The sequence below is a fragment of the Verrucomicrobiia bacterium genome (genome assembly GCA_019634635.1).
In the GTDB taxonomy this organism is placed as follows: Bacteria; Verrucomicrobiota; Verrucomicrobiia; order Limisphaerales; family UBA9464; genus UBA9464.
In genome coordinates this window covers 94,340-109,301 of record JAHCBB010000010.1, presented here as the reverse complement: position 1 = coordinate 109,301, position 14,962 = coordinate 94,340, and the positions used below count along the sequence as shown (strand labels likewise).

Here is a 14,962-nt window from a genome sequence, read left to right as displayed (position 1 = left end):
GTCCCGATTGTCCTGAACCACCCGGCCCGTTCGTCCTGGCAGCGAGAGACAACCTCTCGACCAGCACAATTCCATGAATGCGTCCAAATCCTCACCCTCCGTCCAACCGTACCTCTTCTTCGAGGGCTCCTGCGAAGCCGCGCTCCACTTCTACAAGGACAAGCTCGGCGCCGCGATCACGGCCCTCATGCGCTACAAGGAAAGCCCCGAGCCGACCGGTTGCGGCACCATGCCGGCACTGCCGCCCGACAAGGTGATGCATGCGGCCTTCCGCATCGGCGAGACTGTCCTGATGGCTTCGGACGGCCAATGCTCGGGGAAGCCGGACTTCAGCGGTTTCGCCCTGACGCTGACCGTGGCGGACATTCCCGCGAGCGAACGCGCCTTCGCCGCGTTGTCCGACGGAGGCCAGGTGGTCATGCCACTGGGCAAGACCTTTTATTCGCCCTCGTTCGGCATGGTCACGGACCGCTTCGGCCTGATGTGGATGGTCATCGTGCTGCCCGAAGCCTGCCCGTGAACCGGGACGGTTTCCCGACACCTCACCGCAAGGAATTCTCCCATGAGCAACACCTCCGAGAACGGTTATCTCCTCATCTTCCGCGGCACCGACTGGCACAAGGGCCTGTCACCCGGACAAATGCAGCAGGTCGTTGGCGACTGGATGGCGTGGTTCGAGCGCCTCCGCCGCGAGGGCAGGGTCGCCGGCGGCAGTCCGCTGGAAAACGGGGGCAAGGTCATCACCGGTGCCGGCGGCCGCATGGTCGCGGACGGCCCGTTTGCCGAGGCCAAGGAGGCCATCGGCGGCTACTTCCTCCTGACGGTGAAAACCGAGGTGGAAGCCGTCGCCATCGCTCAGCAGTGCCCCGGACTGCCCCATGGCGCCATCGTTGAGGTCCGGCCGGTTGCCGGCATCTGCGGCGTGGCCCAGGACGCGGGCGTCGAAGCCCGGCATGCACCGCTGGCCGTTTGAGCCATTCCTCCCTTTCGGCCACCACAACACACCAGCAACCACACACACCCCCATGCCCAAGCTCTATGTGGACGGATTCGTCATCCCCGTGCCCAGGAACAAGGTGACCACGTACACCGCCCTGGCACGGAAGGTGGCCAGGATCTACCTCGAGCACGGCGCGCTCGAAGTGCGCGAATGCGTCGCGGAAGACTCCGACGTGAAGTTCGGCATCCCCTTCCCCAAGCTGGCAAAGGCCAGAGAGGATGAGACGGTCTTCTTTTCCTGGATCACCTACAAGTCCCGGGCACAGCGCGACGCGGTGAACGCGAGGGTCATGGCCGACGAGCGTTTGAAGATGATGTGCGACGCGGAGGGCGCGCCCTTCGACTGCAAGCGCATGGCCTACGGCGGATTCCAGTCCGTCGTCGCGACCTGATCCCACGGGAGCGCGGCGGGGCGGCTTTTCGCCCCTCGCCGCCAGTTCATTCCATCACCGGCGTGCATTCGTCCTCCTCCGAAGTCCCGGGCACGGTGGAGCACCTCTTCCGTCATGAATCGGCCAGGATGGTGGCCATCCTTACGCACGTCTTTGGCGTCGGCAATCTCACGCTCGTCGAAGATGTCGTTCAGGACGCCCTGGCCCGCGCACTCCAGACGTGGCCGTTTCAGGGCATTCCGAAAGACCCTTCCGCCTGGATCCTCCGCGCCGCGCGGAATCGGGCGTTGGACGTCGTCCGGCGCGAGCGGCGCTTCCGCGAAAAGGAGGCGGAGATCGTCCGCGTCTTCGACCGCTCCGCGTCCGCACCCGACGCGCCCGACGCATCGGACGCCTTCGAGGCGGGGATCACCGACGACTGCCTGCGGATGATGTTCGTCTGCTGCCATCCCGAGGTGCCGGCCAAGGCCCAGGCCGCGCTGGCACTGAAGACCCTGTGCGGATTCGGCGTGACGGAGATCAGCCGCGCCTTTCTCTCGACCGAAGCCGCGATCACCAAGCGCCTCACGCGCGCCCGGCAGTCCATCCGCGACGCCGCCATCCCGTTCGAGATCCCGGAAGGCGGGGCGCTTGCACCCCGTCTCGATGGCGTGCTGCGCACGCTCTACCTGCTCTTCAACGAGGGCTACAAGGCGTCGGTGGGCGACCGGTTGGTCCGGGAGGACATCTGCCGCGAGGCGATCCGTCTGACGTCGCTGCTGGCGGATCATCCCGCAGGCGACCAGCCCAGGACCCACGCGCTGCTGGCCGTGATGCTGTTGAACGCGGCCCGCCTTCCCGCCCGGGTGGACGATGCGGGGCATCTGCTTCGCCTGAGGGAGCAGGACCGTTCCCGCTGGGATCGTACGGCCATCGCCCGGGGGATTTTTCACCTCGCCCGTTCGGCCGCCGGCGACACGGTGTCCACCTACCACCTCCAGGCCGGGATCGCCGCCTGTCACACCGTCGCGCCCAGCGACGGGCAGACGGACTGGCGCCGGATCCTTGAACTGTACGACCAGTTGATGGAGTTCGACGCTTCGCCGGTGGTGGCGCTGAACCGCGCCATCGTCGTGGCCTGCGTGGCGGGTCCGCGCGCCGGATTGGATGCCGTCGCGGCCATTCCAGACCGCGACAAACTGGAGGGCTACTACCTGCTGTACGCGGTGCTGGGGGAACTGGAGTGTCGTCGCCGCGACCTGTTGACGGCTGCCGGCTGGTTCCGCAAGGCGTCGCAGCTCGCTGAGGTGAAATCCGAGCGGGAGTTCCTCCAACGTCGTTTTGAGGAATGCGCCGCAGCGCTGGCTTGAGGGCTGGCCATCCGGGAGATCGCGACGGCGGATGGCACCTCACTGGAAATTTCCTGGCCCGCCGATGTCGCGGTCTGGATGCGATGCCCTGGACCCGCGTCACGAACCCGTTTTGATTGGGGCCATCGCGCCGCGGCACGGCTGAACGCCACCGCGGAGAAATGGTACCTTCCGGCTCCGGCGTGGATCCGTCGCCGGGTCCGGCCTCGGAATCTGGCTGCAAAACGGGAAAACGGGGCTTGCAACCCAAAACGCACCTCGTCACTTTCGGCGTTCCGTTTCGGGGAAACCGCCGGCATTCCACCGGCTCATGCAATTCGAATTATGTCCGTCAAGATCCGTTTGAAGCGCGTCGGCGCGAAGAACAACCCCATTTACCGGGTGGTGGTGGCCGATGGTCGCAGCCCGCGCGATGGCAAGTGCATCGAGGAAATCGGCACCTACCAGCCGCGCCAGGCAGGGACCAATTTCAACCTCAAGCTCGACCGGGTGGACTACTGGCTTGGCGTCGGGGCCCTGCCCAGCGACACGGTCGCCAGCATGATCCGCAAGCAGCGCCGTTCCACGCCGGTGGCCGCCTGACGGCGATCCCACTCGCGTCCCGCAGCACGTCCCGACGGCCCCCAATCCCCCCACCCCCCCGTGCAGGCCTTCATCGAATACGTCGTGAAGCGCCTCGTGAACCACCCCGATGAGGTTCGCGTGGAGGTGGAGGACCGCGCCGGCGTGCAGGCCTACCGCCTGCACCTCGCCCCGGGCGACGCCGGGAAGATCATCGGCCGACGCGGATCCACCATCCAGGCAATCCGTTCCCTTCTGCAGGTGGGCGCCCAGAAGACGGGAGCCCGTTGCACGCTCGAACTGGCCGACGAGTAGCAGCAACCGCCCCCGCGGGCCATCAGGGTCACGCCCGCCCGACGCCATGAAGATCGAAGTCCTGACCCTGTTTCCCGCGATGTTCGCGGGCCCATTGGACGAAAGCATCGTCCGGAGGGCACGGACCGCGGGGATCCTCGACCTGAGGATTCATGATTTGAGGGCGTGGACGCACGACCGTCACCGGACGGTGGACGACACGCCCTACGGTGGCGGGCCGGGAATGGTCCTGAAACCGGAGCCGATCTTTGAAGCCGTCGAGGCCCTCCGGGGCGCGAGCGGGTCCGAGCTGAGGGTGATCCTCACCGGACCCTGCGGACGCCCCTTCACCCAGGCCGTGGCTCGTGAACTCGCCGCCCTGCCGGGGTTCCTGCTGGTGTGCGGCAGTTACGAAGGGTACGATGAACGGGTTCGCGAACACCTTGCGGACGACGAACTCAGCATCGGCGACTACGTGCTCACGAACGGCAATCTGCCGGCCATGGTGATCGTGGACGCCGTGACCCGGCTTCTGCCCGGTGCGCTGGGGGATGACGCCAGCAGTCTGGACGAATCCTTCAGCCATGGGTTGCTCGAGTATCCGCAGTACACCCGGCCCGCCGAGTTCCGCGGCTGGCCGGTGCCGTCCGTATTGCAGTCTGGAAACCATGCCGCCATCGAGCGATGGCGGCGGGCCCAGGCCGTCCGGCGCACCGCCCTGCGGCGCCCGGACCTTTGGGAACAATTCCGGTGGGCTCGTCCCGCCATCACTGATTGAGGAAAAGCGCCATGAACAAAGCCGCACTGTTTGACAAGATCGAGTCCGAGCAGTTCCGCAAGGAACCGCTCAAGTTCAACGTGGGAGACAGCGTCCGCGTCCACACCCGCGTGGTGGAGGGCGACAAGGAGCGGATTCAGGTCTTCGCCGGCGTGGTCATCGGCATCCGCGCCCGCGGCCTCAACCAGACGTTCACCGTCCGCCGCATCAGCTACGGCGAGGGGGTGGAGCGGATTTTCCCGACCCATTCGCCCCGGATCGAAAAGGTGGAGGTGGAGCGTCAGGGCAAGGTGCGCCGCGCCAAATTGACCTACCTGCGCCAGCGCATTGGCAAGGGCGCCATGGCGGTCAAGGACAAGGATCTGCACGGCGCCGGCGCCTCCAAGTAGGACACTCTGGGGCCGGCAAGGGCCGGGGGAAACGACGGCCAAGGCTGCGCAATCGGCTGGACATGCGCTGCATCGTCACCGCGGGCCCCACCTGGGAGCCGCTCGACCAGGTGCGGCGGCTCACCAACTTCTCCACCGGATCCCTGGGAGGCCGCCTCGCCAACGCACTGGCCCTCGCCGGGCACGACGTGCGCCTGCTGCTCTCGGAAACCGCCACATGGCGCGCCCCTCTCTGGGCGGTTTCCGTCGCCCCGTTCAGCACCGGGGCGTCCCTGGCGGAGGCGCTGCGTCAATGGTCGGGTCCGGATCCCACCGCGGTGTTTCATGCAGCCGCCGTCGGCGATTTCGCCGTCCGCCGCCTCTCGACGTCGCTCCCCGATGGCACCCTGCAACCGGCGACCTGCGGCAAGGTGGACACCCGTGGCGGCGTGCTCGTCGCGGAACTCGAGCCCACCCCGAAGATCCTTGGGCAGCTCCGATCCTGGTTTCCCAACGCCCGGATCACGGGCTGGAAGTATGAGGCGGACGGAACCCGTGCGGACGCCGTGGCCCGCGGCGAGGCACAAATGGCGGAGGCGCGCACCGACGCCTGCGTCGTCAATGGTCCCGCTTGTGGCACCGACTTTGTCTGGCTGCGGCGTGATGCCGAAACCCGGATCCTGACCACCCGCGACACCTTGCTGGACGCGCTGGTTGCCTCTGTCTGAATCGGCCGGCCGCCCGGAGGAAGGCGAGGCCAGGTTGAGGTGTTGGAGCCCAGCCCCCGACCCGGAACCCCGGTCAGTCCGCCGCGGCGGGCCGACTGACGCCGCTCCCCATTAAAATCCAGGGCTTCCGCCGGCTGTCTGGGTCTGCTAGAACACTTGCGCGCCTCTTGCGTGCCTGGCACATGAAGCTCGTCGTCCGCATCAGCCTGTACCTCCTGCTCTTGCTGCTTGCGGGCTATTTTTTTGGCCGCTTCCGCGATGCCTATGAGGCGATTCCGGAGATGCCGGCAATGGCAGATTCCCCGGCCGACCTTCCCGCGCCCACGCCCGCGACACCGGAGACGAATGCACTGACGGGGTCCGATACGCCTGCGGCCACCAACCCGGTCCCGGAGGCTTCCCTGACCGGGACCAATGCCGGAATCAGTGCACCGCCCGGGTCCACAAACCCTGCACCTTCCCGGCTGCCGGTCCCGGCGGGCAAGCGACGTTCGGACTCGGTGCGTTCACTCGGGTTGTTCGTGCTTTTCTTCCTCGCCCTGGGAGGCCTCGCGGCCTGGGACCTTTCGCAATACCTCGGAAACCGGGCCGGACGCGCGGTGATGGCCGAAGACTGGGTCGAGCGGAAGGATCCGGAGTATGAAAAGGCCGAGGAGGAATGGTCCAAGGGCAATCATCTCGATGCCATTTCGCTGATGCGGGAATACCTCGCCAAGAACCCGCGCGAACAGCATGTCGCCCTCCGAATCGCTGAGATTTACGAAAAGGACCTCGGCAATCACCTCGCCGCCGCCCTGGAACTTCAGGAAGTACTGACCCGGCGGTTGCCCCGGGAAAAGTGGGGATGGACGGCGGTTCGACTGTCGAACCTGTACTCCGGCCGGCTCAACCAACCCGCGAAGGCCCTTGCCCTGCTCGAACGAATCGTCAACGAGTACCCCGAGACCGGCGCTGCAAAGAAAGCCAGAAGCCGGCTCGGGATTCCTGAACCCCAGGAGGCGGCACCCGAGCCGGATGTCACCCCCGAACCCGCCGCAGCCGAGGACCCCGCCCCGCCACCCACCGAACCACCGCCCCCGGAGTCGCACCTGCCCCGCGGGTTTCGCCCCAAGAAGTAGCCACCCTCAGTTGACGGTTGCGCCGATACGCCCTCCGGTGATTTCCTACGCGTACGTATGAATCCAGGCGGAGGGGTGGCGCCGAAGCGGTTGGGGACCGTTGAGTGGTTGATCTGCATCATCGCTGCGATCGGGTTTGCCTTTGACATCTATGAGCTGCTGATGCTGCCGCTGATTGTGAAGCCGGCGATTGCGGCATTGAGCGCGCCGCTGGTGCAGGCCCTGGTGGAGGGAGGCATGTCACCGGCAGACGCGGCGGCACTGTGGGCGCCAGGCGGTCCGGAATACGTGCGGTGGGCGCGCATGCTGTTCTTCGTGCCGGCCCTGGCGGGAGGCGTCTTCGGACTGCTGGGAGGGTATCTGACGGACCGGCTCGGGCGCCGCCGCGTCCTGACGTTCAGCATCCTGCTCTATGCCTTCGCCGCGTTTTCAGCCGGCTTCGCCACGTCGCTTCCGCAACTCCTGTTCCTGCGCTGCCTGGTCTTCATTGGAGTCTGCGTGGAGTTTGTCGCGGCAGTGGCGTGGCTGGCCGAACTGTTCCCGAACCCGATTCAGCGGGAAAAGGTGCTGGGCTACACCCAGGCGTTCTCCTCGCTGGGAGGCCTGCTGGTCGGGGCCGCAAACGTGCTGGCGGCCCGGCTGGCCATGGACCTGCCGGCAATCCATGGTAACCACGAGGCTTGGCGCTACACCCTGGTCTCCGGGGTCATTCCGGCACTGCCGCTGATCGCGATCCGCCCCTTCCTGCCAGAATCCCCCGTTTGGGCCCGCAAGAAGGCCTCGGGCACGCTCCGACGCCCGTCCATCGCCGAACTGTTCAGTCCGCAACTGATCCGGTCCACCGTGGTCACCACCCTGGTGTTTGCCGCCAGTTACGGCATCGCCTTCGGCGCGATCCAGCAGTTGCCCCAGATCCTTGGGGGGCCCAAGGGACATGCGGCAATGCTCGCGACGGCCAGGGCGGCCCAGGACGAAGCGGTCGCATCGGCTGCTGCTGCCGGTGATCCGGTGCCTGACGCCCGACGCCTTCGGCAGATTGGCGGCAATGCCACGGACGAAGCGGTTGCCCGGGTGACCATCTGGCAGGAAATTGGAGGTCTCTGCGGGCGCTTCCTGCTCGCGTTGCTGGCCGTACGCATCCTGAGCCGGCGCGCCCTTCTGCGCTGTTTCCAGCTGCCCGCACTGCTGTTCGTCCCCCTGCTCTTCTGGTGGATCTCCGGCGCCCTGACCCGTCCCGACACCCTGCCGGCCATCAAGATCGGCATCTTCATCGCAGGGCTGTTCACTGTCTCGCAGTTCAGCTTTTGGGGGAACTACATCCCCCTCGTGTTTCCCGTTCACCTGCGCGGCACCGGGGAAAGTTTTGCTGCGAACATTGGCGGACGCGTCCTGGGCACTGCCGCCGCGTGGCTCACCCTCACTTTTTCCAAGGCCACCCCGCCCGACCCGGTCAAGATCGCGATCACCGGCGCCCTGGTGGCCGGGGGCTACGCACTGGTCGGCGCCCTGCTGACCCGCTGGCTGCCCGAACCATCACAGCACGCAGAGGAAACCTGATGGGTCGCACCCGGCCGACCGCGACCCCAACCTCCTGAGGCACAGCACCGCGACTGCCCCCGTCTCGGGCGCGGGCCTCCTCGGCGATGCCGGTGCGCCTCCTCCCGCCGCGGAGCCCTCATTCTCCGGCCGCAGCCGCCCGGCGGCGCTCGATCACCCCCTAGGGATCCGCAGGGGCATCCAACGGATCCACAAAGCGCCCCAAATCTCGCAGGGCGATGCAGCGATAGCCGTTGGCAGCAAGCCATTCCAGATATTCCTCAAACCGCTCCACCGGAGTGTGGACCCACGGGTGCTCCCGATCCGGCACCCCGTGAAACTGAAGCACGGCAATCCGCCCCCGCTCCGCCCCGGAAACAGCTCGTTCCAGATCCTTCAACGCCCAGTCGGGTCGGGCGTCACCCGCCGTGGGAATCAGCAAGGGGTGGTCTTCCGCCGGATCATAGAGCACCCCAAGTCCCTCCCGATACTCCCGCTCCGGCTGCCCGCCACGCCGGGCAAACTGGATACCCAGGTCTCGCAGCAGCGGCAGGGCTCCCGGATGGATGGCGTTTCCCGGGTAGGCAAAACTGACCGGTCTCGGGATGCCGTGGGCCTCGCACCGCGCGGCAATGGACTCCACTTCCTGGCGCAACCGCCCGAGAGTGTCCGCCGTCACCGGAAGATGCGTCGCCGTGTGGTTGCCAATCTCAAAGCCGTCCCGATGCAACGCGGCAATCTGCTCCCACGTCATGTAGTCCGTCTTGTTTGTCCGGAATGAGAACCCCTCCGTGATGAAGAACGTGGCCCCAAACCCGTGGCGTCGGAGCCGGGGTGCAACCTCCGTGGCGTGGGACGCCACGGAGTCGTCAAAGGTGAGCACCACGAGCTTGTCGGGAACGGCGTCCAGCGGCCGGGACCGGGAGGAGTCCTCCGCCACGAACTCCCGCAGGGAGGCCAACCGCGCCGCCCGGGCGCCGGAAGGGTCATCGCCCTCGTAAAACCAAAGGCCACCCCAGGCGGACCGTTCGACGCCCGGAGGCAGGTCGTCGAGGCGGGGATCGGCGTGGATGCACGGCACCGGTGGATTCTCCCAGACACGATGCAAACCCTCCCAGGCGGTCAGGATCCAGCGTCGTCCCGATCCGTCGCTTGCAGAGGCAAACGGGGCCTCGAGGAATTTGCCATCCGAACGTTGCGCCTCGAATCCCGTGGCCCTGCCCAGCATCACGCACACCTGCGCCCGCACCTCGCGGAGGACCTGGTCCGAACCATTGCGCACCCACCATCGGAACCGGACACCATCGGCCACAGGCCGGGCGCGCACGCCAAACGCCACACCGTCCGGAAGGGTGCGCACGGTGGACCAAGAGCCATCCGCCCTGCGGCTCCATTCCCGCGGCTCGAGAGGAATCCCGCGCCGTTCCCAGAGGGTCGGAATGTGGGTGTGGGCAAGGTACTCAAGGCCGCGATGGCTCCAGATCGCTTCCGGGACATCCACGACCACATAGCCCCCGCCCGCCCACGGCGCGAATACGCTGAGTTTGGTCTCCCGCTGCGGCTCCACCGCGCCGTCAAAAAAACCCAGCCGTGGGTGGCGTCCGCCCGGATACGGCCGCACCCGGATCTCCCCGCCTCCCGGGACCCCCGGGGTCACACCACGATCCGCGAGTCCCAGGCGGGCGAGCAGTTCCGGGACCTCCCCCACCGGGAGGCCGGTGGCTGCCTGGATCTCCGCCGCGGAGTACCCATGGTCCACGACCATCGTCTCCATCCAGAACCGGAGCTCCCGCTCCCCCACTGGGGGACGCGGCTCCGCGCGCGACGCGGGCCCCAAGGCCACCGCGGCCAGGAGGACAAGCGCCAGGCGGGTCATAAGGTGGTGGAGTTCCCGATCCAAAGCCCGCCGGACGCGAGGCGCCGAATCACCCCCTTCAATAGGCGGCGATCTTGGCCTTGAGCTTCCGACCCCGAACCACGGCGCGGTTCAACGCCTCCAGAATCTGGGATTCGAACGACAGCGACACATCCACAAGCGAGTGCCGTTCGAACAACTGGACGCGTCCCACGGACACCGGGGGAACGCCGCTTTCCCCGAGGATGCATCCCACAATGTCCTTGGGCTGGATGCGGTCCATGCGCCCCACATTGAGCCAGAGCCGCTTCATCCCCGGACTCATGGCCCCGCCGCCCTCACCACCACGTCCCCGTGCGCGCCCCCCGCGTTCACGCTCGCGACGCGGTCCACGTCGTCGTTCCCCGCCCCCACCACCACCACTGAAGCCGTAATCCGAGCCGCCCTCATCTCCAAAATTGGCACCGGGCGGGTACACAACGCCGTCCTCGGAGACATTATCCGTGATGACGTACCCCTGATCCGCCGAATAGGCTCCCCCCGAATATTCGTATCCCTCATCCGGAGAGACCTCTCCCGAACCATCGCCGGCACCATCACCAGCGCCATTGCCGGCGCCATCTCCGGGAGGAGCGTCCGAAATCCCCGGAGACCAATCCGTCCCCTCGTCCATCGGCACTCCCTCGTAGGCGGCGGGGTCCGCCGACACATCTGCGGATACCTCCCCCCGGGCGACCGGCTCTGCCGTGGCCGTCGCGGGTGCGGGTGCGGGTACAGGCAGGGGTGCGGGCACGGCCTGCGGCGGCAGCGCAGGCGGTCCCAGCAGGCGGATGGCGGCTCCGGCAACCACCGCCGGATCGAATCCATCGGCGATCAAGAGGTCCACAATCGTCCGGCAGGCCGCCGGATTGCGCACCTCGAGCGCCTCGCGAATCCGCGACAGGCTCGTCTGGAGCCGCAGTTCCGGGATTTCGGCGAGCACGGGCAGACGCCCCATCCGGGCGGGAGACCCACGGCGGCTGTAGGCCCGAGCGCGAATGAGTTCCCGTCCACTGACCAGTGCAAAGGCCTGACCGCCCGCCCGGAGCCGGGTGTGGCGTTCCGGCAGCACTCCGTCGTCGGCTGGCCAGCCGTGGTGCACCAGCACGTCGGCCCCCTCGGTCTCGACGCCGCGAAATCCGGATTCGGTTCCCACCAGGAAGAGCACATCCCCCGCGCGAAACTTCTTGAGCGCCCGCTCCCGCGCGGCGGCGGTCAGTCCGGGTACGATCGCTTCCGCAGCATACCCGGCGACCAGGAGCCGCCCGGCGAGTTCCTCGGCAATCGGCGCCGTCGCGGTGAACACCAGGCCGCGCTGGACTTGGTGACGATCGGCCAGCAGCGACAGGGCGGTCAACCGGAGGGACGCATCCACGTCATACCAGGTGAGGGGCAGCAGCGGCTCGGCGGGCGGCCCAATCACCACGCGGTCGGCATCCGGACAAAACTCCCCGGCCAAAGCCTCGACCTCCCGCGAAATGAAGGTCGTGACCGCGAGGATGGGCCGTTCGCGGTCGCCCGCGGCAAGAACGGCGCGCACCTCCGGCTCGAAGCCGGTATCCAGCAGGTCGTCCGCACCATCAAGCAGCACCGCCGACGCCGCAGCCGTCGCGGGGGCACCGCCCTCCTGCTGGGCCGCGCGAATCCTCCCGGGGGTGCCGATCAGGATGAGCGGACCCGACTCCAAAATCGCCGATTGCCGCGCGGCACTCTGCCCGGCCACAAGAACCCCGCACGCAGGGCTCTTGCGGCCCGAAATCAGGGAACGCACGGTGGCGGCCAGCTGCAGTGCCCGGTCCCGGGTGACGGTGAGGATCAGCACCCCGGCCTCCCGGCCCCCCGATTCCACCTGTTCCACTGCGGCCAGGGCGAGTGCCATCCGGCGACCGGAGACTGCGGGCGCGGCGACCACCGCCGCACGTTTCCGTTGCACCGCCGCCAGCAGGGCCGCCTGGACCGGAGTGGCCTCCTCCAGGCCGAGCCGATCGAGGGCCTTGTTCGTCTCCTTGGAGACCTTCAGATCTGAAAACAATTGTGGACTCATTCGCAGTGTTGCCGGTGGATCCGTTCGCTGCCGCGTTCACCATCGCGCCACGCGCGACATCGCACCGGTGCCTTCTCGTTGTTTTTGTTCTCGGTAACCGTCCGCCCGCCGGTGACACGCACCCGGGCCGGACCCTCTGCCAACTCCGCAAGCCCCACCCTGCCCCGCAGAAGCGGCCGGCCACGGATTCCGAGGACGGTACAAAGAAGGGGGAGGGATGCCGAGAACTTTCAACGGTCATTCAGCCGGTCCAAGTCCCCACCGCCCGGCGGCGCGGCGCGGCAAACCCTTCCACCAGAGCCAGCACAACGGGAGCCACCGGTTCCAAAAACAGTTGTTCATGATCGCAGTCCACACGGTGGATCCGAAACCGCTCATGCCATACCGGGCCCCATCCGTTGTCGGACGCGTATTCCCACCGCCCGGTGTCTGCGGTGGTCGGACGCATCGCCCGCAACAGGTCCACCGGCCCGGCAAAGGCTCCGGGCCGGTATGCGGCCTTGGCTTCGCGGGCCGCGGCCCACAGAAGATCCCGCCGGTCGGAGGTCCGGAACGGCACGCGGCGCGCCGCCTTGCGTCCCCAGTCCTTGAGCTTCCGGGTCCCCAATGACGCCAGGTACCGGATCCGAGCGCGCCAGGGCAGCCCCCGAAACCGGGAGACCAGGACGCTCAGGTGCTCCCCGGGTGACCGAAGCCGCCGGCCCCCGTGAACCGTGGTGTCCAGCAACACCACCCGCTCCACCTCGCGGCCCAGAGCGGTCCACTGCCGCGCCGCCTCGTAGGCCACGAGTCCGCCGAACGAATAACCGCTGAAAACAATGGGGCCTTCCGGGTACAGGCCACCCAACTGCGAAACCACGGAGGCGGCCATGGCCTCCACCCGGGTGAGCCTGGGGCCCGCGTCGTCGAGGCCGGGGAACTGAAGGCCGTCGAAGTACGGACGATGCCGTCCGATGACCGCCGCCAGCGACGGCGCAAGGAACTCGATGCCATGGACTCCGGGCACGTGGATCCACGGGACGCCCGCCGGCGCGCCGCGAAAACCAGGCAGCCCGGGCCGCGCAGCGCCGGCGTCGCCGTCGAGGGACGCGGCGAACCGGCTGACGGTGGGATTTGCCAGCAACGCGGCAAGGGACACCGGTCGCCCGAGCAACCGCTCCAGCCCCCGTACCAGTTGCATGGCCTGGAGGGAGTGGCCGCCTAGGTCCCTGAAATCGTCGTGCATTCCCACACGGGCCCGCCCGAGGGCACGCGCCCAAAGCGCGGCCATCTCCTGCTCGCGCGAGTCAACCCCGGACGCCACCGCCACCGGGCCCGCGGGTGGCAACGAGGACGCCAGCGCCCGGCGATCCACCTTCCCGGTGGGCGTGACCGGCAGCGAAGGGAGGCGAACAAACTCCGCCGGGATCTTCCATTCGGCGAGGCGCTCCTTCAGCCGGTCTCGAATCGCCGGCTCACGAAATCCCCCGGGCGATCCCGTGACCACGAAGGCCACCAACCGGCCGGCGTCGTCCCGGGGATCCACCACGACTGCCGATTCACGAACGTCCGGAAGCGCCGCAATCTCCGCCTCAATCTCGCCCAATTCGACCCGGTACCCGCGCAACTTGACCTGGTGATCCCGTCGCCCCAGAAAAACCAGCCGACCGTCCGGCAACCACCGGGCACGATCCCCGGTTCGATATTCCCGGATCCCCGGCGGCTCTCCCGGCACCGAAACCTCCGGAAAGACCCCGTCCGGACGCCGCCAGTAGCCGTCCGCCAGGTAGCGGCTCCGCACCCGAAGGCCACCCTCCACGCCGGGCGGCACCGGATTCCCGGAGGGGTCCACAATCTCCACCACCTTCCCGGGAACCGGGCGACCCGCGGGAATCACCTCCGTCGGAATCGGGTCGTCCGGTCCGATCGGCTCCACGGCCAGCATCCCGGTCTCGGTCGTGGAGAGGCGGTGCATCAGGCGGCAATCGGCCCGGAAATGGCGCCGCCAGAGCGTGAGGTCCTGCGGACGCACCACATCCCCTGCCAGCGCAACCAGACGCACCGACGGGAAGGTCCGCTCCGGGTCAAGTCCCTGGAGCAGTCGCCGGAAGAGCAGCACGGGCGGATGCAATACCGTGATCCCCAGCGACCCGATCCATTCCTCCAGTCGGGACAGACCCCCGGCGGCCGGATCGAACGGGCAGAGGGCGGCACCGTGGAGCAGCGCGCCATACAAGTCGCCCTCCGACGAGGCAAAGCTTCCATACGTCATGAGGGATACGCGGTCCGCGGGCCCGACGCCGTCCACCTTCCCCGCCAGCCAGGCCCGGTGCAGCACCGCCCGATGCGATTTCACCAGGCCCTTGGGCCGGCCGGTCGAACCCGAAGTGTAGAAGAGCGCCGCCGGGTCCCCTCCGGACCGGGCGGAAAATGCGGACGCACCGGACCGGACGGCAGGCGACTCGTCGCAACGGACCACGCGGCAGGATGTGCCCGCCGTGATTTCCCGGGCACGCGCCTCGAGACCGGCGGTCGTCAACAGGAGCTCCGGGGCGGCGTCTTCAAGAATGGACCGCTGCGCCGACGCCGGTTGCCCGGGATGGATGCCCAGGCCGGCCCGGCCGGAGGCGACGATCCCCAGTGCGCAGAACACCATTTCAGGGGAATGATCCACCAGATAGGCGCCGCATCCGGTGGACGACGCCGGGACCTCGTCCGCCAGCGCGGCACGCCGGCGGACCTCCCCCAGCAACTCCCGATAGGTCCACAGGCGATCCAGGGTCACCACGGCGGGTCGTTCCGGCACGGCGGCCGCAACCCGCTCCAGCCGGCTGGAGATCGAACGTTCCAACGCATCCGGATCAAAGGGCGGCACCCCGGAGCTGGAGACGATGTCAGACGGAGGAACCGTCATGGCGATCC

14 protein-coding genes are annotated in these 14,962 nt (G+C 67.8%); 11 read left to right on the top strand and 3 right to left on the bottom strand.

The window, feature by feature from the left end; translation table 11 throughout:
• Positions 1–73 precede the first annotated feature (73 nt).
• From KF791_09220 to KF791_09170, 11 genes are all read left to right on the top strand, one after another.
• Positions 74–520 (top strand): VOC family protein, encoded by a 447-nt coding sequence (locus KF791_09220; GenBank protein ID MBX3732763.1) that lies wholly within the window; start codon positions 74–76, stop codon positions 518–520.
• A gap of 42 nt (positions 521–562) precedes the next feature.
• Positions 563–973, top strand: coding sequence for a hypothetical protein (locus KF791_09215; protein ID MBX3732762.1), 411 nt, complete (start codon positions 563–565; stop codon positions 971–973).
• Positions 974–1,025: 52 nt separating this feature from the next.
• On the top strand, positions 1,026–1,391 hold the full coding sequence (locus tag KF791_09210) for a DUF1428 domain-containing protein (protein MBX3732761.1): 366 nt from the start codon (positions 1,026–1,028) through the stop codon (positions 1,389–1,391).
• 128 nt (positions 1,392–1,519) lie between these two features.
• A complete protein-coding gene (locus KF791_09205; protein MBX3732760.1) occupies positions 1,520–2,740 on the top strand; it encodes a sigma factor, ECF subfamily protein in 1,221 nt (406 codons plus the stop codon).
• 324 nt (positions 2,741–3,064) lie between these two features.
• Positions 3,065–3,322 carry a 30S ribosomal protein S16 gene (rpsP, locus tag KF791_09200; GenBank protein MBX3732759.1) on the top strand — a complete coding sequence of 86 codons (258 nt, stop codon included), beginning with the start codon at positions 3,065–3,067 and terminating at the stop codon, positions 3,320–3,322.
• Between the two features lie 60 nt (positions 3,323–3,382).
• Positions 3,383–3,616 (top strand): KH domain-containing protein, encoded by a 234-nt coding sequence (locus KF791_09195; GenBank protein MBX3732758.1) that lies wholly within the window; start codon positions 3,383–3,385, stop codon positions 3,614–3,616.
• Positions 3,617–3,662: 46 nt separating this feature from the next.
• Positions 3,663–4,373, top strand: a complete 711-nt coding sequence (gene trmD, locus KF791_09190; protein MBX3732757.1) for a tRNA (guanosine(37)-N1)-methyltransferase TrmD — start codon at positions 3,663–3,665, stop codon at positions 4,371–4,373.
• A gap of 11 nt (positions 4,374–4,384) precedes the next feature.
• The gene (gene rplS, locus KF791_09185; GenBank protein MBX3732756.1) at positions 4,385–4,762 is read left to right on the top strand and encodes a 50S ribosomal protein L19; all 378 of its coding nucleotides are present in this window, start codon (positions 4,385–4,387) and stop codon (positions 4,760–4,762) included.
• Positions 4,763–4,824: 62 nt separating this feature from the next.
• The gene (locus KF791_09180; GenBank protein MBX3732755.1) at positions 4,825–5,469 is read left to right on the top strand and encodes a DNA/pantothenate metabolism flavoprotein domain protein; all 645 of its coding nucleotides are present in this window, start codon (positions 4,825–4,827) and stop codon (positions 5,467–5,469) included.
• A 182-nt stretch (positions 5,470–5,651) separates the two neighbouring features.
• Positions 5,652–6,587: a hypothetical protein gene (locus tag KF791_09175; protein MBX3732754.1), complete on the top strand. Its 936-nt coding sequence runs from the start codon at positions 5,652–5,654 to the stop codon at positions 6,585–6,587.
• A gap of 57 nt (positions 6,588–6,644) precedes the next feature.
• The gene (locus KF791_09170; protein ID MBX3732753.1) at positions 6,645–8,144 is read left to right on the top strand and encodes an MFS transporter; all 1,500 of its coding nucleotides are present in this window, start codon (positions 6,645–6,647) and stop codon (positions 8,142–8,144) included.
• 160 nt (positions 8,145–8,304) lie between these two features.
• Here the strand turns inward: KF791_09170 and KF791_09165 are convergent, their stop codons facing one another.
• The 3 genes from KF791_09165 to KF791_09155 form a co-directional block, all read right to left on the bottom strand.
• Positions 8,305–9,351: a polysaccharide deacetylase family protein gene (locus KF791_09165; protein MBX3732752.1), complete on the bottom strand. Its 1,047-nt coding sequence runs from the start codon at positions 9,349–9,351 to the stop codon at positions 8,305–8,307.
• A 706-nt stretch (positions 9,352–10,057) separates the two neighbouring features.
• Positions 10,058–12,061 carry a DEAD/DEAH box helicase gene (locus KF791_09160; protein MBX3732751.1) on the bottom strand — a complete coding sequence of 668 codons (2,004 nt, stop codon included), beginning with the start codon at positions 12,059–12,061 and terminating at the stop codon, positions 10,058–10,060.
• 241 nt (positions 12,062–12,302) lie between these two features.
• A complete protein-coding gene (locus KF791_09155; protein ID MBX3732750.1) occupies positions 12,303–14,954 on the bottom strand; it encodes an AMP-binding protein in 2,652 nt (883 codons plus the stop codon).
• Positions 14,955–14,962: the final 8 nt, after the last annotated feature.

Bases quoted from the DNA above. Each gene is read 5' to 3' on its own strand.
- KF791_09220 (MBX3732763.1), top strand. From the start codon at position 74: ATGAATGCGTCCAAATCCTCACCCTCCGTCCAACCGTACCTCTTCTTC.
- KF791_09215 (MBX3732762.1), top strand. From the start codon at position 563: ATGAGCAACACCTCCGAGAACGGTTATCTCCTCATCTTCCGCGGCACC.
- KF791_09210 (MBX3732761.1), top strand. From the start codon at position 1,026: ATGCCCAAGCTCTATGTGGACGGATTCGTCATCCCCGTGCCCAGGAAC.
- KF791_09205 (MBX3732760.1), top strand. From the start codon at position 1,520: ATGGTGGCCATCCTTACGCACGTCTTTGGCGTCGGCAATCTCACGCTC.
- rpsP (MBX3732759.1), top strand. From the start codon at position 3,065: ATGTCCGTCAAGATCCGTTTGAAGCGCGTCGGCGCGAAGAACAACCCC.
- trmD (MBX3732757.1), top strand. From the start codon at position 3,663: ATGAAGATCGAAGTCCTGACCCTGTTTCCCGCGATGTTCGCGGGCCCA.
- rplS (MBX3732756.1), top strand. From the start codon at position 4,385: ATGAACAAAGCCGCACTGTTTGACAAGATCGAGTCCGAGCAGTTCCGC.
- KF791_09180 (MBX3732755.1), top strand. From the start codon at position 4,825: ATGCGCTGCATCGTCACCGCGGGCCCCACCTGGGAGCCGCTCGACCAG.
- KF791_09175 (MBX3732754.1), top strand. From the start codon at position 5,652: ATGAAGCTCGTCGTCCGCATCAGCCTGTACCTCCTGCTCTTGCTGCTT.
- KF791_09170 (MBX3732753.1), top strand. From the start codon at position 6,645: ATGAATCCAGGCGGAGGGGTGGCGCCGAAGCGGTTGGGGACCGTTGAG.
- KF791_09165 (MBX3732752.1), bottom strand. From the start codon at position 9,351: ATGCTGGGCAGGGCCACGGGATTCGAGGCGCAACGTTCGGATGGCAAA.
- KF791_09160 (MBX3732751.1), bottom strand. From the start codon at position 12,061: ATGAGTCCACAATTGTTTTCAGATCTGAAGGTCTCCAAGGAGACGAAC.
- KF791_09155 (MBX3732750.1), bottom strand. From the start codon at position 14,954: ATGACGGTTCCTCCGTCTGACATCGTCTCCAGCTCCGGGGTGCCGCCC.